Genomic DNA, 23,649 nt, shown 5'->3' on the forward strand with positions numbered 1-23,649 from the left:
GTTTGCGGCGGTCGCTACCGCAGTTCCTGGCCGATGGTGGCGACCATGGCATCGACGGCGAACTTCGGTTTGACGTTGACCGCTAGCGCTTCCCTGCACGCCAACACCGCTTCGATGCAGCGCAGCAGCCGCTCCGGCGGGGCGTGGGCGGCCAGCGCAGCAACCCGGTCGGCCATATCCGGGTGGTTGGCCCGCACCCCACCCGCGTGGGCTGCGACCAACAGTGCATCCCGGAAGTAGGTCGCCAGATCGATCAGTGCCCGGTCCAGCGCATCGCGCGAGGCCCGCGTCTGCCGGGATTTCTGCCGTCGCTCAAGATCCTTCATCGCGCCGGTGACACCGCGCAACGCCGCGCCGGTGCCTTTACCGGTACCTCCGGCTCCCAGCGCCGTCCGCAGTTCTTCGGTCTCGGCCTCGATACGCTGCGCGGTCAACGCTAAGGCCTCGGCCTCGGCGCCGGCCACCAACTCCTCGGCGGCTGCGTAGGCACGCGAGGGTGTCGCGGCGTCACGTGCCAGCCCCAAAGCCCGCTCGCGTCGCTGCCGGGCCTGCAGATCGGTGGCCAGCCGGCGCGCTCGTCCGACATGGCCACCACTGACCGACGCCGCCCAATTGGCCGTGTCGGGGTCCAGCCCGTCGCCGTCGCTCAGCACCTGCGCGATCGCGTGGGTCGACGGAGTCACCAACGCGACATGCCTACACCGGGATCGCAGCGTGACCGCAATGTCCTCGGGATCCACCGACGGCGCGCACAGCAGGAACACCGTCGACGGCGGCGGCTCCTCGACAACCTTGAGCAACGCGTTGGCGGCGCCTTCGGTCAACCGATCGGCGTCCTCAATCACCACGATCTGCCAGTGCCCGGTAGTCGGCCGGCGCGCGGCGATTTGCACGATGGCCCGCATTTCGTCCACACCGATCGACAGACCTTCGGGAATCACCCGGCGTACGTCGGCGTGGGTGCCCGCCAGCGTGGTCGTACACGCCCGGCAGCGCCCGCACCCGGGCTCCCCGCCCGACGTACATTGCAAAGCCGCCGCGAAGCACAGCGCGGCAACCGAGCGCCCAGAACCGGGCGGACCGGTGAGCAGCCACGCGTGTGTCATAGTCCCGCCGCCACCCACGCTGTGAGCCGAGTCACGACGGGCCGCCTTGGCCGTGGCAAGCAGCTCGGCTTCCACCGCTTGCTGGCCTACCAGCCGCGTAAACACCCCGGACATCATCGGCAACAGTAGCTATCCGCGCCGACAGATACCGATCAGCGTTCGTTTCGCGACAATTCCGTGATCTTTCGTCGCCTTTTGGATGGATGCCGAGGCGTTCGTCGGTTTCCGGCAAGTCCCCGCCGCCCGATACGGTGGGCTAATGGCAACCACGGCGGCGCTACCCAGACGGATCCATGCATTCGTCCGGTGGGTAGTGCGCACTCCGTGGCCGCTGTTCTCGCTGAGCATGCTGCAGTCCGACATCATCGGCGCATTGTTCGTGCTCGGATTCCTGCGCTACGGCCTGCCGCCTCAGGACAATATCCAACTGCAGGATCTGCCACCGGTCAACCTACTGATCTTCGTCAGCACGGTAATCATCTTGTTCCTCGCCGGGGCCGTGGTGAACCTGAAGCTGCTGATGCCGGTCTTTCGATGGCAGCGCCGCGACAACCTGCTCACCGAGCCTGATCCGGCCGCCACCGAGCTGGCCCGCAGCCGCGCATTGCGCATGCCGTTGTACCGCACTCTGATCAGCCTGGCGGTCTGGGCTACCGGCGGCGGGGTGTTCATCCTCGCCAGCTGGTCGGTGGCCAAGCATGCGGCCCCCGTCGTGGCGGTGGCCACCGCGCTGGGTGCCACCGCCACCGCCATCATCGGCTACCTGCAGTCTGAACGGGTGTTACGGCCGGTGGCCGTCGCGGCGCTGCGCAGCGGTGTGCCGGAAAACGTCAACGCACCCGGCGTCATACTGCGACTGATGCTGGCGTGGATTCCGTCCACCGGCGTACCACTCCTGGCGATCGTGCTGGCCGTAGCGGCGGACAAGATTGCCTTGCTGCACGCCACACCAGAGGCGCTGTTCAATCCCATCCTGATGATGGCACTGGCCGCGCTGGGCATCGGATCCGTCAGCACCCTGTTGGTGGCCATGTCGATCGCCGACCCGTTACGCCAGTTGCGCTGGGCGCTAAGCGAGGTGCAGCGCGGCAACTACAACGCCCACATGCAGATTTACGACGCCAGCGAACTGGGCCTGCTACAAGCCGGCTTCAACGACATGGTCCGCGAGCTGTCCGAGCGGCAGCGGTTGCGTGACTTGTTCGGTCGCTACGTCGGCGAAGACGTGGCCCGGCGGGCCCTGGAGCGCGGCACCGAGTTGGGCGGTCAGGAACGCGACGTCGCGGTGCTGTTCGTGGATCTGGTCGGCTCCACGCAACTGGCCGCGACACGACCGCCCGCCGAGGTGGTCCAGCTGCTCAACGAGTTCTTCCGGGTAGTGGTCGAAACCGTCGCCCGGCACGGTGGGTTCGTCAACAAGTTCCAAGGCGACGCCGCGCTGGCCATCTTCGGTGCACCCATCGAACACCCCGACGGTGCTGGTGCCGCGCTATCGGCAGCACGTGAGCTCCACGACGAACTCATCCCAGTGCTGGGTTCCGCGGAGTTCGGCATCGGCGTGTCGGCCGGAAGGGCCATCGCCGGCCACATCGGCGCTCAAGCCCGCTTCGAGTACACCGTCATCGGCGACCCGGTCAACGAGGCCGCCCGGCTCACCGAACTGGCCAAACTCGAGGATGGCCACGTTCTGGCGTCGGCGATCGCGGTCAGTGGCGCTCTGGACGCCGAAGCATTGTGTTGGGATGTTGGCGAGGTGGTTGAGCTCCGCGGACGTGCTGCACCCACCCAACTAGCCAGGCCAATGAATCTGGCTGCACCCGAAGAGGTTTCCAGCGAAGTACGCAGCTAGTCGCGCTTGGCTGCCTTCTTCGCCGGCACCTTCCGGGCAGCTTTCCTGGCTGGCCGTTTTGCCGGACCCCGGGCTCGGCGATCGGCCAACAGCTCGGCGGCGCGCTCGTCGGTTATGGAAGCCACGTCGTCGCCCTTACGCAGGCTGGCATTGGTCTCACCGTCGGTGACGTACGGCCCGAATCGGCCGTCCTTGATGACCATTGGCTTGCCCGACGCCGGATCTGTTCCCAGCTCGCGCAGCGGCGGAGCCGAAGCGCTTTGCCGGCCACGACGTTTCGGCTCTGCGTAGATCTTCAGGGCTTCGTCGAGCGTGATGGTGAATATCTGGTCTTCGGTGACCAGTGATCGAGAATCGTTGCCGCGCTTTAGATACGGTCCATAGCGCCCGTTCTGCGCGGTAATCTCCTCACCCGAGGCGGGGTCCACTCCGACCACGCGCGGCAGTGACAGCAGCCTCAGCGCGTCTTCGAGGGTGACCGTCTGTAGGTCCATGCTCCGCAGCAACGAACCGGTGCGCGGTTTGGGCCCGGCGGCCTTCTGGCGTTTCTTGACTCCCTGAGCGGCCGCGGCCGCATCAGCCGCAGGCTCCGGCAGGATCTCGGTCACATACGGCCCAAACCGGCCTTCCCTGGCCACGATCTCGTGGCCGGTTTCTGGGTCCAAGCCCAAAGTCCGTCCCTGTTGCGGTGTGGCAAAGAGCTCTTCGGCCACCTGTAGAGTCAGCTCGTCCGGGGTAATCGAGTCGCTGAGGTTGGCCCGCTGCGGCGTGGGCTCACCGGTGTCGCCGGCCACCAAACGTTCCAGGTAGGGACCGTTCTTGCCCACCCGAACATATATGGGGCGTCCGTGGGTGTCGTCAAAAAGTTTGATAGAGTTTACTTCTCGTGCGTCGATGCCCTCGAGATTGATCCCGACAAGCTTCTTGAGGCCACCCGATCGGGCTACCGAATCGGGCACACCGTGATCGCCACCAAAGTAGAAGTTGTTGAGCCAGTTGGTGCGGCGCTCGTTGCCGGCGGCGATCTCGTCGAGCTCGTCTTCCATCGCCGCGGTGAAGTCGTAGTCGACGAGCCGACCGAAATGCTGCTCGAGCAGACCGGTTACCGCGAACGCCACCCATGACGGCACCAGTGCACTGCCCTTCTTGTGCACGTAGCCGCGGTCCTGGATGGTCTTGATGATCGACGAGTAGGTCGACGGGCGGCCGATGCCCAGCTCCTCGAGCGCTTTGACCAGCGACGCCTCGGTGTAGCGGGCCGGCGGGTTGGTGGCATGGCCGTCTGGGGTCAACTCGACGATGTCCAACCGTTGACCCGGGGTCAGATGGGGCAGTCGCCGCTCGGCATCGTCAGCCTCGCCGCCGACCAGCTCGTCCACGGTCTCCACGTAGGCCTTGAGGAAGCCCGGGAACGTCAAGGTGCGTCCGGTCGCGGAGAACACCACCTCCTGGTGCCCCGACATGCCAGTGATCCGCAGGCTCAGCGTCATGCCCCGCGCATCGGCCATCTGCGAGGCTACGGTGCGTTGCCAAATCAGCTCATAGAGCCGGAAATCATCAATGTTGGGACCGTCGAGTTCGCGACGCACCGCGTCCGGGGTGGCAAACGTTTCACCGGCGGGCCGGATAGCCTCGTGCGCTTCCTGGGCGTTCTTCACCTTGCGGGTGTATTGGCGCGGCGCCGGCGCGACGTACTCGTCGCCGTAGAGCTGGCGCGCCTGGGTACGTGCGGCGTTGATCGCCGACTCCGACAGCGTGGTGGAGTCGGTACGCATATAGGTGATGTAGCCGTTTTCGTACAGCCGCTGGGCGATGCTCATCGTCCGCTCGGCGGAGAACCGCAGCTTGCGGCTGGCCTCTTGCTGCAGCGTGGAGGTCATGAACGGCGGGTACGGGCGCCGGGCGTAGGGCTTCTCCTCGGCCGAGGCCACGGTCAGCTGCGTGCCATCCAGGCCCGCGGCCAACGCGGTCGCGCTCCCCTCGTCGAGCACAATGACTTCGTCGCCTTTGCGCAGCGTGCCCAGCGAGTCGAAATCGCGGCCAGTGGCCACCCGCCGGCCAGCCACGGCCGTCAGCCGGGCGCTGAAGGTGGGCGGCGCGGCGTCCGGGTCGGACACGCTGGCATCCAGCTTGGCAAGGATGTCCCAGTAGGCCGCGCTGCGGAACGCCATGCGGTCGCGTTCGCGCGCCACGATGATGCGGGTGGCCACCGACTGCACCCGGCCCGCCGACAACTTGGGGGCGACCTTCTTCCACAGCACTGGGCTGACTTCGTAGCCGTACAGCCGGTCCAGGATGCGCCGGGTCTCCTGCGCGTCGACCAGGTCGATGTCTAGGTCGCGGGGGTGCTCGGCGGCGGCGCGGATCGCCGGTTCGGTGATCTCGTGGAAGACCATCCGCTTGACCGGTATGCGCGGTTTGAGGGTTTCCAGCAGATGCCAGGCAATGGCTTCGCCCTCACGGTCCCCATCCGTGGCCAGATACAGCTCGTCCACGTCTTTGAGCAGGCCCCTGAGCTCGCTGACGGTGCTCCGTTTCTCCGGGCTGATGATGTAGAGCGGTTCGAAGTCGGCGTCGACGTTGACCCCGAGCCGCGCCCACGGCTGCGACTTGTACTTTGCGGGTACATCCGACGCGGCCCGCGGCAAGTCACGGATGTGCCCCCGGGAGGACTCGACGATGTAGCCAGAGCCCAGGTAGGAGGCCAGCTTGCGCGCCTTGGTGGGCGACTCGACGATGACCAGTCGCCGGCCGCTGCCATTGCCGCCGCTGCCACGGCCCTTCGTTTTCGGGTCAGCCAACTGCGCCCACGCTCCATCTCTTATCCCGGCCCCTATCGAGACCGCCCCGGTAGGTAGAGGACGCGGCCGACTGCCGAATCCCAGGTGAATTCCGGTACGCCGGCGTTCCCTCGCCTGTGGGCAACTGACAATCTCGCACTCTAGGGCGGGCCTGCGCAAACCGGCTGCAAACAGATTACCCACACCAAAGGCTCAAACGGGCCGCTCAGGACGCTCGGAGATCCGCGCGCGCCGAACTAGGTCCGATTGCCCGGCTCCTCAGCGGACCCGCTGGGGTCCGCATCGTCGCCGAGCTCAGCCCGACTGCCCGGCTCCTCAGCGGACCCGCTGGGGTCCGCATCGTCGCCGAGCTAGGTCCGAGGCCACTGTACCCATGCCTCGGCCCCGTCTGGGGGTTCCCCCACGTTCTCCACCAGGCGCGATAACCTGCGTCGCCCGCTAATCCGCAGCGCCGGTCGGGTCCCCCGGGTACCGATCAGGGTGGGCGCAATCCCGACCCTCATCAGCGCCGACGCCAGCGGAGAATGGGTGTCCGGCGCGTGTGGATCCAGGCCCAGCAAATAACGGTCGGCCTCCGGGCTGCCTGCCGCCAGAGTCCAAGCCCTCAGCTCGCGCGGCCCGGGCAGCCATCGCGGGGGCACGGTCTTGACCGCACCGCGCGTCCACTCGGCGGCGATGCCGCACAACAGCGGGTCGATGGCCGTCCGCACCAGCGGGGTGTTTTCGTCGGTACGGGCGACCTCGGGTACCAAACCAGCCTCCTGGATCATCTCGGCCAGGGCCGATGCGCGCCAGGACTCGGCGACGACTACCGACAGCCGAGCGCCGCAACCAACCAGCACGATCTGGCCCGGGCCCGCCAGCACCCCGGAAAGATCCGCGACCGCGGGAGGTACTGACTCCGCGGCGAAGAAGGAAAGCTGGCTCACCTCACCGACAGTAAGCCAGCGAGCGGGTCGCTGGCTTTAGGCATCCGGCGCGGCGGCAGCGCGCCATGTGGCGACCAGACGTAAAGCCCCCAAAACGGAACCGTTTTGGGGGCTTTTTGCGTCTGCTCGCGGGGGTAACTCAGAGCGAGCGGACTCCGGTGGCCTGGGGGCCCTTAGGGCTGTGGCCGATCTCGAACTCGACCTTCTGGTTTTCTTCAAGGGTGCGGAAGCCCGTTCCCTGGATCTCCGTGTAGTGGACAAATACATCCGCGGAACCGTCTTCGGGGGCGATGAAGCCGAACCCCTTCTCCGCGTTGAACCACTTCACAGTTCCCTGTGGCATTTCTCGATCTTTCCTTTTCTTCTGGGTGCGGTGCACCGCCTTTCGGTGCCCCGGGCCAGCTGCGACCGCCATACCTCGCCGAGTCGCCGGAACTTCACCCGACCGATAACCTCGCAGGAACCGCGGCCGCAACGTCGATCCTGCGAAAGTTTGACACGAACACAGAAGCTGCGACCGCCAATCAGTCAATCATGTTCATCGCGTCGGCAACAGCCTCTGGGTGTGGACGGAGCTACGAAGGGTCCGCAAATGGCGAGTTTCGGCAGCCACCTGCTGGCCGCAGCGGTCGCCGGGACCCCGCCGGGCGAGCGTCCGCTGCGCCACGTCGCCGAGCTGCCACCGCAGGCCGGCCGGCCGCGCGGTTGGCCGGAGTGGGCCGAGCCCGACGTGGTGGATGCGTTTGCCGACCGCGGCATCAGCTCGCCGTGGTCACACCAGGCTGAGGCCGCCGAGTTGGCGTACGCCGGCCGCCACGTGGTGATAGGCACCGGCCCGGCGTCTGGAAAGTCGTTGGCCTATCAACTTCCCGTGCTCAACGCGCTGGCAACCGACTCCCGGGCGCGTGCGCTGTATCTGTCGCCGACGAAGGCGCTCGGCCACGACCAGTTGCGCGCCGCACATGCGCTGGCGGCCGCGGTGCCACGGCTGGCTGACGTCGCGCCGACGGCCTATGACGGCGACAGTCCCGACGAGGTGCGCCGCTTTGCCCGCGAGCGCTCCCGGTGGCTGTTCTCCAACCCGGATATGACACACCTATCGGTGCTTCGAAACCATGCGCGCTGGGCTGTGCTGTTGCGGAATCTCCGCTTTGTGATCGTCGACGAATGCCATTACTACCGTGGTGTTTTCGGCTCGAATGTGGCGATGGTACTGCGCCGTTTACTACGGCTGTGCGCGCGCTACTCTGCGCACCCGACGGTGATCTTCGCCAGCGCGACAACGGCCTCGCCGGGCGCGACGGCTGCCGACCTGATCGGCCAGCCGGTCGTGGAGGTCACCGAGGACGGCTCACCCCGGGGGGCTCGCACGGTGGCATTGTGGGAGCCCTCGCTGCGGTCGGATGTGATCGGCGAGCACGGCGCCCCGGTGCGACGCTCCGCCGGTGCCGAGGCGGCCCGGGTGATGGCCGACCTGATCGTCGAGGGAGCGCAGACCTTGACGTTCGTCCGATCGCGGCGCGCGGCGGAACTGACTGCACTGGGTGCCCGGGCGCGACTGGTCGACATTGCCCCGGAACTGTCGGACACGGTGGCGTCGTATCGGGCCGGTTATCTTGCCGAGGACCGTAGCGCGCTGCACCAGGCCCTGGCCGAGGGCCGGCTGCGCGGGCTGGCTACCACCAACGCTTTGGAGTTGGGCGTTGATATCGCCGGACTGGATGCGGTGGTGCTGGCTGGTTTTCCCGGGACGGTGGCCTCGTTCTGGCAGCAGGCGGGCCGGTCGGGCCGGCGCGGCCAGGGCGCGCTGGTGGTGTTGATTGCCCGTGACGATCCGCTGGACACGTATTTGGTCCACCATCCCGCAGCATTGTTGGACAAACCGGTCGAGCGCGTGGTGATCGATCCGGTTAACCCGCACCTGCTGGGTCCCCAATTGCTTTGTGCAGCAACAGAACTGCCTTTAGACGACGCCGAGGTCCGGTCCTGGGGCGCCGTTGAGGTGGCGGAGAGTCTGGTTGACGACGGGCTGTTGCGGCGCCGGAACGGCAAGTACTTTCCGGCGCCCGGGGTGAAACCGCATGCCGCCGTGGATGTCCGGGGGGCTATCGGTGGCCAAATCGTCATCGTGGAGGCCGGAACCGGGCGGCTCTTGGGCAGCGTGGGCGTCGGTCAGGCCCCGGCCGCAGCGCACCCAGGCGCAGTGTACCTGCACCAGGGCGAGACCTACGTCGTTGACTCGCTGGATTTCCAGGACGGAATCGCCTTCGTGCACGCCGAGGATCCCGGCTATGCCACGTTCGCGCGAGAGGTCACCGACATCGCGGTCACCGGCACCGGCGAGCGGTTGGTCTTCGGGCCCGTTGCTTTGGGTTTGGTGCCGGTGACTGTCACCAATCACGTCGTCGGCTACCTGCGCCGCCAGCTGTCCGGGGAGGTGCTGGACTTCGTGGAGCTGGACATGCCGGAACACACCTTGCCCACAACCGCGGTCATGTACACAATCACTTCGGATGCATTGGTCCGCAGCGGTATTGAGGCCACACGGATTCCCGGGTCGTTGCACGCCGCCGAACACGCGGCTATCGGGCTGCTGCCGCTGGTGGCCAGCTGCGACCGCGGCGATATCGGCGGCATGTCCACAGCGACCGGGCCCGAGGGGCTGCCCAGTGTCTTTGTCTACGACGGCTATCCGGGTGGAGCCGGATTCGCCGAACGCGGCTTTCGCCGGGCCCGCACCTGGCTGGGCGCCACCGCGGAGGCCATCGAAGCCTGCGAATGCCCCAGTGGGTGTCCATCGTGTGTGCAATCCCCCAAGTGCGGCAATGGCAACGACCCCTTAGACAAGGCGGGCGCGGTGCGGGTGCTGCGGCTGGTGCTCGCCGAGTTAAGTGAGGAATCACCGTGAGCAGCCCAGCGCCCCGGCGTTGTCGGGCAAAGCGGGGTCGTCGTCTTAGCCGATGTGATGCACTTGACATCAGTGTCTTCGGCCTATCACGTAGTGGTCGTGGGCACCGGCCGAAGATCCGGGCGGGAGGTGACACGTGTCGTTTGTGATCGCGGCGCCGGAGGCGTTGGACTCGGCAGCAACGGACCTCGTGGGCCTGGGCTCGACGTTAGGCGCGGCCACTGCGGCCGCGGCGGCCCAGACGACGGGTATCGTGGCCGCGGCCCACGACGAGGTGTCGGCGGCGATCGCAGCCCTGTTTTCCGCCCACGGCCAGGCCTATCAGGCCGCCAGCGCGCAGGCCGCGGCGTTTCACACCCAGTTCGTGCAGGCGCTGGCCACCGGTGCGGGGGCCTACGCCGGCGCGGAGGCCGCTCAACGGACACTGCTCAACGCGGTCAACGGACCCGTCCAGGCGCTGACCGGGCGTCCGTTGATCGGTAACGGCGCCAATGGCGCCCCCGGGACCGGGGCCAACAGCGCACCTGGCGGGTGGTTGCTGGGTGACGGCGGCGCTGGCCGGTCGGGTGCGCCGGGCCAAAACGGGGGGCCGGCGGGGCGGCCGGGCTGATCGGCACCGGCGGACCCGGCGGGGCCGGCGGGACCTCGATCACCGGCAACGGCGGGGCTGGCGGGGCCGGCGGCGCCGGCGGCCGGCTGTGGGGCAACGGCGGGATCGGCGGGCTCGGCGGAGCGGCCTTGAACGGCGGGATCGGCGGGGCCGGCGGCGCCGGCGGGCCAGGCGGGCTCTTCGGAGCCGGTGGAGCGGGCGCACCCGGCGGAATCGGCCTTGGTGGACTCAACGCGGCCGGCGGAGCCGGCGGGAACGGCGGGGCCGGCGGGCTGCTCGGCGGGCTGCTCGGCGCCGGCGGCGGGGCCGGCGGCGCCGGCGGCGGGGCCGGCGGCGCCGGCGGGCCCGGCAGCCTCGACGGCGGCGCCGGCGGCGCCGGCGGCAACGCTGGCCTGCTGTTCGGCCCCGGCGGCTCCGGGGGTGCCGGCGGGTTCGGCCTAGGAAACAACGGCGGCGCCGGTGGTGCCGGCGGCAATGCCGGCCTGCTGTTCGGCCCCGGAGGGACCGGCGGGCAGGGCGGGTCCGGCGATTCCGGTGGCGCCGGTGGTCACGGCGGTAACGCCGGGCTGCTGGTGTCCAACGGCGGTGCGGGCGGCGCCGGCGGCTCAAGCGTGAGTGGCCCTGGCGGTTTTGGTGGGGACGGCGGCAACGCCGGACTGCTTGGTGGCGGCGGGATCGGCGGGGCCGGCGGCACCGCGCTCGCCGACATCGGCGGTACCGGCGGCGACGGCGGCCGGGCCGGCCTGCTGGTAGGCAACGGCGGTGGCGGCGGCGCCGGCGGGGAGGGCGCCACGACCGGTGGTGCCGGCGGGACCGGTGGCGACGCCGTGCTGATCGGCGCCGCCGGTAACGGTGGCAGCGGCGGGTTCGGGCCGACCATCGGCGACGCCGGAGCCAACGGCGCCGGCGGACCGCTGCAGCCGGTCTTCAACGCAATAAATGCACCCAGCGAAGCGCTCACCGGGCGCCCGTTGATCGGCAGCGGCGCCAATGGGGCCCCGGGTACCGGGCAACCCGGAGCACCCGGCGGGTGGTTGCTCGGCAACGGCGGAACCGGCGGATCGGGCAAGCTGGGCCAAGACGGTGGCGCCGGCGGCGCGGCGGGGCTGTTGGGCACTGGCGGCGCCGGCGGGGCCGGTGGGAACTCAACGACCGGCGACGCTGGGGCCGGCGGAGCCGGCGGGGCCGGCGGCTGGCTGTCCGGGGACGGCGGAATGGGCGGCGGCGGTGGCGTCGCAGCGGGAGGCGGGAATGGCGGGGCCGGCGGAGCCGGCGGAGTCGGCGGGCTGTGGGGCGCTGGCGGCGCCGGGGGGACCGGCGGATCCAGCGATAGCAGTGCCGGCGGGGCCGGCGGGGCCGGCGGGTCCGGCGGGCTGCTCGGCGGACTGGTGGGCACCGGCGGCGGGGATGGCGGGGCCGGCGGCGACGGCGCCACCATCGGGGGTGCCGGTGGCAACGGCGGTAACGCCGGTCTGCTCGGCGGGACCGGCGGAGCCGGCGGGGACGGCGGACTCAACCAGAACACCGGCGACGGTGGCGCCGGTGGGGCCGGCGGCAAGGCGGGCCTGCTGTTCGGCGCCGGTGGGGCCGGCGGGGCCGGCGGCGCCGGCACTGACAAAGGTGGGCCCGGAGGCGTCGGCGGCGACGCCGGCCTGCTGATCTCCAGCGGTGGAGCCGGCGGCGCCGGCGGATTCGGCGGCAATGACGACGGTGGTGCCGGCGGAGCCGGTGGCAATGCCAGTCTAGTTGGCAGCGGTGGGATAGGCGGGACCGGCGGATTCAGTGGAACAGCTATCGGCGGGGCCGGCGGGACCGGCGGAAGGGCCGGCCTACTGGCGGGCAACGGCGGTGCGGGCGGTGCCGGCGGAGAGAGCCTTGCCGTCGGCGGTGTCGGCGGCAACGGCGGCAACGCCGTGCTAATCGGCAACGGCGGCAACGGCGGCAACGGCGGCAACGGCGGGGGCACGTCCGGTGCCGGCGGTACCGGCGGGCTGATAGTCGGCGAGAACGGAGTCAACGGTGTACCTTAGCGCCGCTGGTGGCGGGAACCTACCCCGCCCAGGGCAAACGACATCCCTCCGGATACGTTCCTGCACAACGGCATCGATACCCTTCCGGATCGCACCTACCGGGGCGATCGGCCAACGGCGACACCGGCGCCCTATCACGCCGCGATGCCGCGCTGCCCACTGTCTCCGGTAATGCCACCTATCCCGGCGGGTAGCATCCGCCGAACACGGTGTCCGCCTGACACTTTCGGAGATGAACTCACCGGACACGTGGACTCGCCCCCCTCGACGGACGGCCTCCACGAATCGACGCAGTGACAGCCGCCACAAACGACGCATTCACGCCGCTGAGGAAACACCGCTGTTCCGTCGCCCAGCACACCCAACGGTCTGAGCAACACCATCCGTGCGCGCTCCCGACATCCGCAGCAGGAAACGACCTGTCGCCGAGTGCGATAGGCAAATCACCAGGCAACACGCCGGCAGCTCCCGTAAGGCCAACATCGACCACCTACCCAGGGCATTCCCATGCACGTCACCGCCGCATAGCAAGTTGCGGATGCTGAGTGGTTCGCTACCACCCGGTATGGCAACGCCGGTGGTCATGGCACCACCTCGGGTCTGATCTGCCTCGGAGGCCGGCCGCTGGCACGAAGGCAACGACGGTTCGGGCGGGTTGGCCTAGCGATACCACACGCATGCGCTGTCCTGCAAGGGAATTCCCTCGGCGACCACCGGTACCCCACCGAGTCAACAGCGCACCGCGTCCGTAGACTGCTCGCATGACCCACGACTGGCTGCTCGTGGAGACGCTGGGGGACGAACCGGCCGTGGTAGCACGGGGGCGTGAGCTGAAGAAGCTCGTCCCGATCACCACGTTCCTGCGTCGCAGTCCCTATTTGGCGGCGGTCCGCACAGCTATCGCCGAGACGCTGCAGACCGGCCAAAGCCTGACCAGCATCACTCCCAAGCACGATCGCGTCATCCGCACCGAACCTGTAATAATGACCGACGGCCGCATGCACGGCGTGCAGGTGTGGAGTGGCCCCACAGACGCCGAACCGCCCGACCGGCCGATCCCAGGCCCGCTGAAGTGGGACCTGACCCGTGGTGTGGCCACCGACACCCCGGAGTCACTGACCAACAGCGGCAAGAATCCCGAGGTCGAGATCACCTACGGCCGAGCCTTCGCCGAAGACCTGCCGGCGCGCGAGCTCAATCCGAACGAAACCCAGGTGCTTGCCATGGCAGTTAAAGCCAAGCCCGGCAAAACACTATGCAGCATTTGGGATCTCACTGATTGGCAAGGAACACCCATCCGGATCGGCTTCGTGGCGCGAAGCGCTCTCGAGCCGGGACCAAACGGCCGCGATCACCTGGTCGCCCGGGCAATGAATTGGCGTGCTGAGACCAAGGCCCCTGCAGTGCCCGTCGACGACTTGGCTCAGCGGATCCTCATCGGACTGGCACAGGCCGGAGTCCACCGGGCACTGGTCGATCTCAAAACCTGGACCCTGCTGAAATGGCTCGACCAACCCTGCTCTTTCTACGACTGGCGGCGTAGCGCGGCCGATGGGCCTCGTCTACATCCCGACGACCAGCACGTGATCGACGCCATGACAAGAGACCTCGCCAACGGATCGGCCAGTCATGTGCTGCGCTTGCCTGGGCACGACGTCGATTGGGTGCCGGTCCATGTCACCGTCAACCGGATAGAGCTCGAACCGGATACCTTCGCTGGACTGGTCGCTCTGCGACTGCCCACCGACGAAGAACTTGCCGACGCCGGACTGCCGAAAGCCACCGACGTCACCACCTGACAACCAGTCCTTTCGACTCAGCAACGGCAGCTGCCGATCCGCGGCTACCGTTGCTTGTCGTGAACGGTTTGACGGTGATCCGGACTGCGCGCTCGCTGAGCGGCCTACGCCCAGGCTGTCGGTCAGATTGCGTCGATGAATCCTATACGCTCTGAACTGAACTGGGCTGAATGCGCGAGCCGCCGACGTAGGGAATCGGCAACGCCCGTCGGACGACCCCGCCGATCTCGTCGTCGACATCCAGTGGCGCCGGCATCAGCAGGGTGGTGACGATTTCCCGTTCAGACAGTCGCCGCAAGGCCCCGGGCCTGCTAGGAGGTCGGGTTCCCCCGGACGTCGACCACACCCTGGTCGCAATGTCCAACGTAAGCAACAGGTTTGAGTATGAGGTGCCGGTAGCGAGGATGAATTCGCCAGTCCTGGTACACGCGCACGGACATCGCAGGCGCCGCGATGCGGCCGGCCTCTGGCCACCGCCGAATCGGCGTAGCCGTCGGGCACTTTGAAGATCGGGTCAGCGCGCCTGATGCGCACCGGGCCGCCACCTCAGCGCCATGGTGTTTCGGACATCCTCCAATCGCCGCCGATCCCCGAGGAACACCAGGTCGCCCGCGTGCGGGCGAAAGGCAGCGAGGATTTTTGGGAAACCCACGCACATGCTTCCCGGATAGCGATAAGCTGCGCTCCAGCAGATTGTCCGCCGGTGACCGGGCGGCCCTTCGATCGGCATCGCGCGGTGGTCGGACGTGTCCGATGTCATATGTGATCGCGGCGCCGGAGGCGCTGGTGGCGGCGGCCACGGATTTGGCTACTCTCGGCTCGACGATCGGCGCCGCCAACGCGGCCGCGGCGGGCTCCACGACGGCGTTGCTGGCCGCCGGTGCCGACGAGGTGTCGGCGGCGATTGCGGCCTTATTCGGAATGCACGGCCAGACCTATCAGGCGCTCAGTGCGCGGGCGGCGGCGTTCCATGAGCGGTTCGTGCAGGCCTTGGCCACAGGTGGGGGCGCCTATGCGGCCGCCGAGGCCGCCAGCGCCTCGCCGCTGCAGGGTGCGCTCGATTTGCTGAATGCGCCCACTCAGGCACTGTTGGGGCGCCCGTTGATTGGCAACGGCGCCAATGGGGCCCCGGGGAGCGGGGCAAACGGCGGCGATGGCTGGATTTTGTTCGGGTCCGGCGGGGCCGGCGGGTCCGGAGCGGCCGGCATGGCGGGTGGCAACGGCGGGGCCGCCGGGCTGTTCGGCAACGGCGGCGCCGGCGGCGCCGGCGGCAGCGCGACGGCCGGTGCGGCCGGGGCCGGCGGGAACGGCGGGGCCGGCGGGCTGCTGTTCGGTGCCGCCGGCGCCGGCGGCAACGGCGGGTTAAGCCTCGGTTTGGGCGTCACCGGCGGGGCCGGCGGGGTCGGCGGCGCCGGCGGCGTCGGCGGGGGTGGCGTCGGCGCGACCGGCGGGGCCGGCGGCAACGGCGGGGCCGGCGGGCTGTTCGGCACGGGCGGTCACGGCGGGGCCGGCGGGAACAGCACCTCCGGTGCCACCTCCGGCGCGCCGGGCGGTGCCGGCGGCAACGCCGGATGGTTCGGGCCTATTGGCGGGGACGGCGGCGCCGGCGGGGACGGCCAGGCGCCCGGACCCGGCGGGGCCGGCGGCAACGGCGGGCTGTTCGGTGTGGGCGGGAACGGCGGCACCGGCGGGCACAGCTCCATTGCCGCCGGGGACGGGGGACCCGGCGGGAACGGCGGCCTGCTGTTCGGCAACGGCGGCGCCGGCGGGGCCGGCGGCCCCGCCTCCAATGGCGGCATCGGCGGGAACGGGGGGTCAGGCGGCAACGCCGGCCTACTCGCCGGCGATGGCGGAGCCGGCGGGGCCGGCGGCGCTGGCGGCGGACGCTTCGGCGGGAATTTTGCCGGCGGCGCCGGCGGGGCCGGCGGCATGGCCGGGCTGTTCGGCAGCGGCGGCGCCGGCGGCGCCGGCGGCGCCGGCACCGAGGCCGGCGGAGCCGGCGGTCCCGGCGGCACCGCCTGGTTGATCGGCGACGGCGGCAACGGCGGTAACGGTGGGACCGGCGGGACGGCGGGCGGCAACGGCACCGGCGGCACCGCCGGGCTGCTGTTGGGCGCCAACGGGAGCAACGGCCCCGACCCCGCGTCGCCGTTACCGCCTGTGCAACAGGCCGTGCTCGACGCGATCAACGCACCCACCCAGGCGCTGGTAGGGCGCCCGCTGATCGGCAACGGCGTCAACGGGGCCCCGGGCACTGGGGCCGATGGCGCCCCCGGGGGGATCTTGCTCGGTAGCGGCGGGGCCGGCGGGTCCGGCGCAGCGGGCACGGGCCAAAACGGTGGGGCCGGCGGGGCCGGCGGGCTGTTGGGCGCCGGCGGGGCCGGCGGCGCCGGCGGATCCAACGCCGCTGGCATTGGCGGGGCCGGCGGGGCCGGCGGGGCCGGCGGGCTGTTCAGTGCCGGCGGCACCGGCGGGACCGGCGGCGCCAGCACCTCCAGCGACGGCGGGACCGGCGGGGCCGGCGGGGCCGGCGGGCTGTTCGGCACCGGCGGGACCGGCGGGGCCGGCGGGGCCGGCGACCTAGGTGGCGGGTCCGGGGGAGCCGGCGGGGCCGGCGGGCTGTTTGGCGCCGGCGGGTCCGGCGGCATCGGCGGAACCGGCTTTAACACCGTCGGCGGGGGCGGGGGGACCGGCGGGGCCGCGGGGCTGTTCGGCGCCATCGGCGGAGCTGGCGGCACCGGCGCCGACGGCTTCGATGGGGCCGGGGACGGCGGCGCCGCCGGCGCCGGCGGGTCGGGCGGTAGTGACACCGCCGGACACGGGGGGACCGGTGGTGCCGGCGGCCTGCTATTCGGCGCCGGCGGCGCCGGCGGCGCCGGCGGGCTGGGCGGATTCCGCGGTGCCGGCGGCACCGGCGGTGCCGGCGGGGACGGCGGCAACGCCGGGCTGTTCGGCGACGGCGGCGACGGCGGCGCCGGCGGCGCCGGCGAGGACGGCACAACGCCCGGTGGCAACGGTGGGGCGGGCGGTGTCGCCGGGCTGTTCGGCGACGGCGGCAACGGTGGTAACGCCGGAGTTGGCACGCCCGCGGGCAACGTCGGCGCCGGCGGCACCGGCGGCCTGCTGCTCGGCCAGGACGGCATGACCGGGTTGACGTAGCCGCGTGGCGGGGCCGCGCCTTGCTTCCGGGACTACCACCCGCAGGTCGCTGGCCGTAGTTGGTTCTCCCCGCTAGCCCACCACTAGCTTCGCTTGCCGATAGCTTCGCTTGCCGATAGAACTAGATCGTAATCAACCCGGTGTCGTGGGCACCTTGGCCGGCCCCGCCCGCGCGGTGGCGGTCGCCACACCCGCGAACGCGACAGCCACCTCGACGGTGACGACCACGTCGAGGTCCACCACCCTGCACTGCGCGTGCTCGACGCGCATCGCACGGGCCACCAGCGTCGCACGCGCGCAGGCCGCCGCCAGTCCGGACGGCAGCCGGGCGGCAGCGGCTAACGAAGCCAGATCAGCCGCCGCCTGTGCGCGGTGACGAGCCACCACCGCCGACCCTAGATATGCACCCGCACCGGTGACGCACAGCAGCACCGCGACCATCGCGACGGCAAGCACGGTGGCCGAGCCGCGGTCACTCCGGCTCGGCCACCGAAATTGCCCTAGCAGCAATGTCCAACGTAGGCAACAGGTTTGAGTGTGCTGTGACAGTGGCGACCACAAACTCGCCGTCCCGGTGCACCTGGACCAGCGCCGCACGCGGGGCGATGCTGCGGGCGACGTCGATCGCCGAGCGTGCGTCACCGCGCGCGGCCAGTCGAGCGGCCTCGCGGGCCGCGTCGATACAGCGCACCTGCATTGATACCGCGGTGACGCCCGCCAGACACAGCACCAGCACCAGCACCAGGGTGGCGATCGCCAACGCCGCCTCCACGGTGCTCGCACCCGCACACGACGCTAAACCTTGGTGCTGAGCGCGCGACCGATGATGCGGTTGAGCGCCGACACAATGGAATCCCCGGTGACGACCGTGTAGAGGATCGCACCGAAGGCAGCCGCCGCGATGGTACCGATGGCGTATTCCACGGTGGACATGCCCGACTCGTCGACCGCCAGCGCCGTCATCCGCGCCACGAGTACACGAAACATGGTGATCACCAACATATTCCTTTCTCATACCAGGCCAAACTGCAAGACATCACCTGCCAGCCCGACTACTAGCGGGACAATGCCCACACACAGAAACGCCGGTAAGAAGCACAGTCCCAGCGGGCCGGCGATCAGCACACCGGCCCGCTCGGCGGCCGCCGCGGCCGCCTGTGCGGCGTCGTGCCGAACCTGGACGGCCAGTTCAACAATGCCATCGGCGAGCGCCGCGCCCGAAGCCGCCGAACGCCGTGCCAACCGCAGTACCGCATCGGTCTGCGCATCGTGGGTGCCCGGCGGCAAATCCGGCGGCCTCGACCAGGCGATGTTGGGGTCGGCACCCAATGCCAGCAGGTCGGCGGCCCGGCGCAACACGCGCGCCAGCCGCGGCGGCGCGACCGCAGCGGTGGCGGCCGCGGCCGTCGACACCGCCATCCCCGCCGCCAGACACACGGCCAGCACGTCAAGGCTGGCTGCGACGGCTAGCGGGTCCGCGACATCCGTCCGCCCTAGCAGCAGCCCCTGGTGTGGCCGATGCGCGCGGGGCGGCATCCCGGCTCTCGCCCGTACCACCGACGGGCCGGCACCGAGCCACAACGCCATGGCCAGCAACACCGCCGCCGCACTCACAACACTGGCCGATCGGTGATCCGGTCCGACCACAGCAGCCCGGCGCAGGCCAGTGTCAGCCCGACCACCAGCAGCCATCCGCCCACGCGTCCCGTCAGCAGAAAGCTCAGCGGCCGGGCGCCGATCAGTTGACCAAGCAGCACCCCGAGCAGCGGCAGGATTGCCAATATGGCCGCACTGGCCCGGGCACCGGCCATTCCCGCTGACACCCGCGCGGAGAACCGTTGCCGCTCAGCGACATCACGTTGGGCGGCACGCATCAAACTGGCTATCGCCAAGCCGTGATCACTGCCCAGTTGCCAGCAGACCGCGAGCCGCTCCCAGTACGCGGGCAGCGCCGAGGATCGGGCCGCGGCGAGCAGGCCAGCCGTGACGTCGGCACCCAATCGTGCCCGCGCCGCGACCGCGCGCAAGGCAACGGCAACCGGGCCGCCGGTCTCGTCGGCCGCGATGCTGAATGCGCGGACTGGATGGGCGCCCGCGCGCAGTTCACCCACCACCAGCTCAAGCGCGGCCTCCAGCGCCCGCCCCTCGCGGCTGCGGCGCAGGTAGCGGCGACGCCGGCAGTAGCGCAGGCCGAGTGTTGCGCCCAGCACCGCGACGGCCACAACGGTCGACAACGGTAGCAAGGCTGCCGCACCAACCGCGACACAGCCAACACCCCAGGCAACCCGCCGGGCGCCGACCAGAAGCACCCGCCGGCCGGTGTCGTCTGGAGTAAGGCGGCACCGCGGCGACCCGGGCAACACCACGAGCGCAAGCGACAAAATCAGGGCAGCGGACGCTATACCGCTCATGCCGATGCCCGGCTTCTCAGCAAATCGTGCAGGTCGGCCGCGTCGTCACTCATCCCACGGTCCGCGTGCCACACCGTCACCGCCTGAACCCGCCCTTCAGCTTGGCGCAGCACGGCGATCTCGGCGAGCCGGCGACGGCCTGCCCGATCACGCGCGACGTGCAGCAGGACTTGGACTGCCGCGGCGAGCTGGCTGTGCAGAGCAGCGCGGTCAAGGCCGCCGAGCGCCCCCAACGCTTCCATGCGTGCAGGGACCTCACCCGGGTTGTTGGCGTGTACGGTGCCCGCGCCGCCCTCGTGACCGGTATTGAGCGCCGCCAACAGATCCACCACCTCGGCTCCCCTAACCTCACCGACCACGATGCGGTCGGGCCGCATCCGCAGCGCCTGTCGGACGAGTTGACGCACGGTTACCTCACCGATTCCTTCGACGTTCGCACGCCGCGCAACCAGCTTGACCAGATGTGGATGCCGAGGGGCCAGCTCGGCGGCATCCTCGACGCACACGATCCGCTCATCGGGCGACACGGCGCCCAACATCGCTGCCAGCAACGTTGTCTTCCCGGCACCGGTTCCGCCGCACACGAGGAATGCCAGCCGGGCGGTGACGATGTCGGCGACCAGCGCGGCGGCCGCGGGGTCGATCGCGCCCGCCGCAGCCAACGCGGCCAGATCCTGAGTCGCGGGACGCAACACCCGCAACGACAAGCAAGTGCCCTGGGGCGCCACGGGCGGCAACACCGCATGCAGCCGCACCGCGAACCCTCCGACGCCGATCCCGGTTAGTTGACCGTCCACCCAGGGTTGCGCGTCGTCGAGCCGACGGCCGGCCGCCAAAGCCAGCCGTTGTGCCAACCTTCGCACCGCTGACTCGTCAGCAAACCGAATCTGGCTGCGTCGCAATCCGTTTCCGTCGTCCACCCACACCGAGTCGGGCGCGGTGACCAGAACGTCGGTGGTGCCGTCTGCGGATAGCAGCGGTTCGAGGATGCCAGCGCCGGTCAGTTCTGTCTGCAGCACACGAAGATTCGCCAGCACTTCGGTGTCGCCGAGCATCCCCCCGGACTCGGCCCGGATCGCGGCGGCCACCACACTGGGCCGCAGCGGGCCGGATTCGGATGCCAGCCGTTCGCGGACGCGTTCGATCAGGGAGCCGGTCATGCCGCCCTACCGTGTCGCCCTGACCCAGCACGTGGCAGCACACCAAGTACCCGTCGGGCAGCCGATGCCAGCACCGATCGCCGTCGCAGTCGAAGACCCCCGTGTTCCAGCTGTTCGGCTAGCCGCGGCTGGGCCCTCATGGATGCCAGTAGCGGCACCCCGGCGACGTCCGCGACCTCTGCCGCCCGCAATCCCCCCGGGGAGGGCCCCCGCACCACCAAACCCAGGTTGGGGTTGATCGCGGTCAGCACAGGCGCCATCGTCGCGGCGGCCGCACATGCCCGCACATCGCATGGGCTGACCAGGACGACGAGATCGGCGGCATCCAGCGCTGCTTGGGTGGCATCGGTCAGACGACGTGGAAGATCGCAGACCACGGTGACTCCCCCACGTCGGCCGGCGTCGATCACGGCGTCCACCGGCCCGGCGTCTAACTCGTAGCCGCGCCGAGTTCCCGAGAGCACGCTGATCCCCCGCGGTCGCGGCAATGCCGCACGCACCGCCGACCAATTCAGCCGTCCACCCTGTAGCGCCAGGTCGGGCCAACGCAGACCGGGGGCGGTTTCGCCGCCCACCAGAAGATCGATGCCGCCGGCCCACGGATCGAGATCGACCAACAGCGCATCAGCGGCGGCCTGCGCCAGGGCAACCGCAAACAACGATGCCCCAGCGCCACCGCGACCCCCGATGACCGCGACCACCGCCCCGCAGATCCCGTCATCGCGTGCCGATTCAGCAGCTTCGGCGAGCTCGCGGACCAGTTCACCCTCCTGCTCGGGCATCCTCAGCACGTGCTGGGCCCCGACGGTGATGGCAGCCGCCCAGGTCGCCGTCGGGGCTTCGGTTCCGGTCAACACGCTGACGTGGGTGCGCCGGGGTAGCGCGAGCCGCCCACACCGGTCCGCCGCCGCGTGGTCGAGCACCACAGCCGCCGCCGCCGACCACGTCTTTCTGCTCACCGGATGGCGGCCGCCGAGATGAACAACGCGAACCCCGACGGCTGCGGCGACTCGGTCCAGCTCGTCGCGCAACCCCGGATCGGTCAGCATCGCCAACACGCCCGAGCCCACCGGGTGGCTACCAGACGGGCCACCAGGACCTGAGAAGACTGTCACCCACCCACCGTGCGGGGTCCATGGTGTGGGACACCAGTCCCAAAGGCGCAATTGGGGACAGACGTGCAACTGTGCACAAACGCCCCTGAGGGGGCCCGGGCAACACGATTCCCGCAACGCCCACAAAGCTGGGCTAAGCACCGGGCTGACGACGTTTGCGTGGCTGCCAAAAGGGACGACCCCCGCCAGGGGGGGAGGAGGCGAGGGTCGTCGTGCATCAGCCCCGGGGGGTCGGACTGATACACCCTCGGCTATGGCCGAGTAATGCTTACTATACACATGACAGTGCGCAGTCACGCAAGTACCGGACGCAATGGAAAGCACAGCTTGAGCCGTGTAAATGCTCTTGACTTCTCGACAACATCGGTAGTCAATTGACCTGTTCGGGAACAAGGTCGCCGGCCGGTCCAACTGCCGACCTATGCTGGGTCGGTGACCGTCTCCGACTCGCCCGCCCAGCGGCAAACCCCACCGCAAACACCGGGAGGCACCGCTCCGCGAGCCCGCACCGCGGCCTTTTTCGACCTGGACAAGACCATCATTGCCAAGTCCAGCACACTGGCGTTCAGCAAACCTTTCTTCGCTCAGGGACTGCTCAACCGCCGCGCCGTGCTGAAGTCCAGCTACGCGCAGTTCATCTTTCTGCTGTCCGGTGCTGACCATGACCAGATGGACCGGATGCGCACCCACCTGACCAACATGTGCGCCGGTTGGGACGTAGCCCAGGTGCGGTCGATAGTCAACGAAACCCTGCACGACATCGTGACCCCACTGGTGTTCGCCGAGGCCGCGGACCTCATCGCCGCCCACAAGCTGTGCGGCCGCGACGTCGTGGTGGTCTCGGCTTCGGGCGAGGAGATTGTCGGCCCGATCGCCCGCGCGCTGGGCGCGACCCATGCGATGGCGACCCGGATGATCGTCGAGGACGGCAAGTACACCGGCGAGGTCGCGTTCTACTGCTACGGCGAAGGTAAGGCGCAAGCCATCCGTGAGCTGGCTGCCAGTGAGGGCTACCCGCTGGAACACTGCTACGCGTACTCCGACTCGATCACCGACCTGCCGATGCTTGAGGCGGTTGGGCATGCCTCGGTGGTCAACCCTGATCGCGGCTTACGAAAGGAAGCCAGCGTGCGCGGTTGGCCCGTGTTGTCGTTCTCTCGGCCGGTGTCGCTGCGCGACCGGATCCCGGCACCGTCAGCCGCGGCGATCGCCACGACTGCGGCGGTGGGTATCAGCGCCCTAGCCGCCGGCGCGGTCACCTACGCGCTACTACGCCGCTTCGCGTTTCAGCCCTAGCGACGATGCGGGCCACACAGTGGCCCGAGGAGGAGCGGGGCCATCGTTTCAGCCCTAGCGACGATGCGGGCCACACAGTGGCCCGAGGAGGAGCGGGGCCACGAAGCAGGCCGCCGGATCGCGCCCGAGCGGGCGGGCAGCAAACGTCTAGCCCACGCAATCCAAAGCCGCTTCGTAACTTTCGCAGAATTGGGCCTTGCTGTGTTAAAGGTCTAGTAGTACAAAGGAACCACGGAAGCCCGGTGAGGCCAAGGCTCGATCCAGAAGAGAAGGTTCGGTCTCCCGACCCGGGCGCCCAGCATGGTTCCCGGCACCCACGCGGAGTCATAGCCACGATAACGGCAGAAGTGTTGCGGGTCTGCGTAATTGCGAACAGCAGATGGCATCGACGGCCCTTTGGGTGGGGCTACAGCTAGAAGCGTCGCAAGATCGCCGAGGCCACCCACGCAACCCCAGGAGTGCACGCTTGGTAACCG

At 69.6% G+C, this 23,649-nt stretch carries 16 protein-coding genes and 5 pseudogenes; 9 read left to right on the forward strand and 12 right to left on the reverse strand.

What is annotated here, in order from left to right:
* Positions 1-14: 14 nt before the first annotated feature.
* Complete coding sequence (locus MCAN_RS19255) at positions 15-1,220, reverse strand: DNA polymerase III subunit delta' (RefSeq protein WP_014001859.1); 1,206 nt, start codon at positions 1,218-1,220, stop codon at positions 15-17.
* Between the two features lie 85 nt (positions 1,221-1,305).
* Between MCAN_RS19255 and MCAN_RS19260 the strand changes: the two genes are divergently transcribed.
* The gene (locus MCAN_RS19260; protein ID WP_014001860.1) at positions 1,306-2,955 is read left to right on the forward strand and encodes an adenylate/guanylate cyclase domain-containing protein; all 1,650 of its coding nucleotides are present in this window, start codon (positions 1,306-1,308) and stop codon (positions 2,953-2,955) included.
* Here the strand turns inward: MCAN_RS19260 and topA are convergent.
* The 3 genes from topA to cspA form a co-directional block, all read right to left on the reverse strand.
* Positions 2,952-5,756 carry a type I DNA topoisomerase gene (topA, locus tag MCAN_RS19265; RefSeq protein ID WP_003899617.1) on the reverse strand — a complete coding sequence of 935 codons (2,805 nt, stop codon included), beginning with the start codon at positions 5,754-5,756 and terminating at the stop codon, positions 2,952-2,954. The genes MCAN_RS19260 and topA overlap by 4 nt on opposite strands.
* A gap of 350 nt (positions 5,757-6,106) precedes the next feature.
* Complete coding sequence (locus MCAN_RS19270) at positions 6,107-6,685, reverse strand: hypothetical protein (RefSeq protein WP_014001861.1); 579 nt, start codon at positions 6,683-6,685, stop codon at positions 6,107-6,109.
* A gap of 139 nt (positions 6,686-6,824) precedes the next feature.
* Complete coding sequence (gene cspA, locus MCAN_RS19275; RefSeq protein WP_003419650.1) at positions 6,825-7,028, reverse strand: cold shock protein CspA; 204 nt, start codon at positions 7,026-7,028, stop codon at positions 6,825-6,827.
* A 249-nt stretch (positions 7,029-7,277) separates the two neighbouring features.
* Here cspA and MCAN_RS19280 point away from each other — a divergent pair, with 249 nt between their 5' ends.
* The 4 genes and pseudogenes from MCAN_RS19280 (at position 7,278) to MCAN_RS19300 (ending at position 14,032) form a co-directional block, all read left to right on the forward strand.
* A complete protein-coding gene (locus tag MCAN_RS19280) occupies positions 7,278-9,593 on the forward strand; it encodes a DEAD/DEAH box helicase (RefSeq protein WP_014001862.1) in 2,316 nt (771 codons plus the stop codon).
* 136 nt (positions 9,594-9,729) lie between these two features.
* Positions 9,730-9,966, forward strand: a pseudogene (locus tag MCAN_RS23760) (PE family protein); the annotation flags it as partial.
* A 365-nt stretch (positions 9,967-10,331) separates the two neighbouring features.
* The gene (locus tag MCAN_RS23765; RefSeq protein ID WP_014001864.1) at positions 10,332-12,233 is read left to right on the forward strand and encodes a PGRS repeat-containing protein; all 1,902 of its coding nucleotides are present in this window, start codon (positions 10,332-10,334) and stop codon (positions 12,231-12,233) included.
* A 761-nt stretch (positions 12,234-12,994) separates the two neighbouring features.
* Entirely contained in the window at positions 12,995-14,032 is a 1,038-nt protein-coding gene (locus MCAN_RS19300) for a PAS domain-containing protein (RefSeq protein ID WP_003419657.1), read from the forward strand.
* A 142-nt stretch (positions 14,033-14,174) separates the two neighbouring features.
* On the opposite strand, the gene MCAN_RS23020 is transcribed toward MCAN_RS19300, so the two are convergent.
* The gene (locus MCAN_RS23020) at positions 14,175-14,330 is read right to left on the reverse strand and encodes a hypothetical protein (RefSeq protein WP_015294573.1); all 156 of its coding nucleotides are present in this window, start codon (positions 14,328-14,330) and stop codon (positions 14,175-14,177) included.
* A 455-nt stretch (positions 14,331-14,785) separates the two neighbouring features.
* On the opposite strand from MCAN_RS23020, the pseudogene MCAN_RS23775 reads away from it, so the two are divergent.
* The 3 pseudogenes from MCAN_RS23775 to MCAN_RS24240 form a co-directional block, all read left to right on the forward strand.
* Positions 14,786-15,004, forward strand: a pseudogene (locus MCAN_RS23775) (PE family protein); the annotation flags it as partial.
* A gap of 90 nt (positions 15,005-15,094) precedes the next feature.
* A pseudogene (locus MCAN_RS23780) lies at positions 15,095-15,721 on the forward strand (PGRS repeat-containing protein); the annotation flags it as partial.
* Between the two features lie 900 nt (positions 15,722-16,621).
* A pseudogene (locus MCAN_RS24240) lies at positions 16,622-17,191 on the forward strand (PE family protein); the annotation flags it as partial.
* A gap of 132 nt (positions 17,192-17,323) precedes the next feature.
* Here the strand turns inward: MCAN_RS24240 and MCAN_RS19310 are convergent.
* From MCAN_RS19310 to ssd, 7 genes and pseudogenes are all read right to left on the reverse strand, one after another.
* Positions 17,324-17,632 carry an Rv3654c family TadE-like protein gene (locus MCAN_RS19310; RefSeq protein WP_012054375.1) on the reverse strand — a complete coding sequence of 103 codons (309 nt, stop codon included), beginning with the start codon at positions 17,630-17,632 and terminating at the stop codon, positions 17,324-17,326.
* Positions 17,587-17,963 (reverse strand): annotated as a pseudogene (locus MCAN_RS19315) (apoptosis inhibitor). The gene MCAN_RS19310 and the pseudogene MCAN_RS19315 overlap by 46 nt, the downstream one beginning before the upstream one ends.
* A 23-nt stretch (positions 17,964-17,986) precedes the next feature.
* Complete coding sequence (locus tag MCAN_RS19320) at positions 17,987-18,193, reverse strand: DUF4244 domain-containing protein (RefSeq protein WP_003419673.1); 207 nt, start codon at positions 18,191-18,193, stop codon at positions 17,987-17,989.
* A gap of 9 nt (positions 18,194-18,202) precedes the next feature.
* Complete coding sequence (locus MCAN_RS19325; protein WP_178125315.1) at positions 18,203-18,805, reverse strand: type II secretion system F family protein; 603 nt, start codon at positions 18,803-18,805, stop codon at positions 18,203-18,205.
* Positions 18,802-19,602, reverse strand: a complete 801-nt coding sequence (locus MCAN_RS19330; protein ID WP_014001868.1) for a type II secretion system F family protein — start codon at positions 19,600-19,602, stop codon at positions 18,802-18,804. Before MCAN_RS19330 ends, MCAN_RS19325 begins: the two co-directional genes overlap by 4 nt.
* A complete protein-coding gene (locus MCAN_RS19335) occupies positions 19,599-20,762 on the reverse strand; it encodes a TadA family conjugal transfer-associated ATPase (RefSeq protein ID WP_041180177.1) in 1,164 nt (387 codons plus the stop codon). The genes MCAN_RS19330 and MCAN_RS19335 overlap by 4 nt, the downstream gene beginning before the upstream one ends.
* A complete protein-coding gene (gene ssd / locus MCAN_RS19340; protein ID WP_014001870.1) occupies positions 20,759-21,811 on the reverse strand; it encodes a septum site-determining protein Ssd in 1,053 nt (350 codons plus the stop codon). Before ssd ends, MCAN_RS19335 begins: the two co-directional genes overlap by 4 nt.
* Before the next feature lie 498 nt (positions 21,812-22,309).
* Between ssd and MCAN_RS19345 the strand changes: the two genes are divergently transcribed.
* Positions 22,310-23,173, forward strand: a complete 864-nt coding sequence (locus MCAN_RS19345) for an HAD-IB family hydrolase (RefSeq protein ID WP_003419689.1) — start codon at positions 22,310-22,312, stop codon at positions 23,171-23,173.
* Positions 23,174-23,649: the final 476 nt, after the last annotated feature.

This window comes from Mycobacterium canetti CIPT 140010059 (genome assembly GCF_000253375.1).
Classification (GTDB): domain Bacteria; phylum Actinomycetota; class Actinomycetes; order Mycobacteriales; family Mycobacteriaceae; genus Mycobacterium; species Mycobacterium tuberculosis.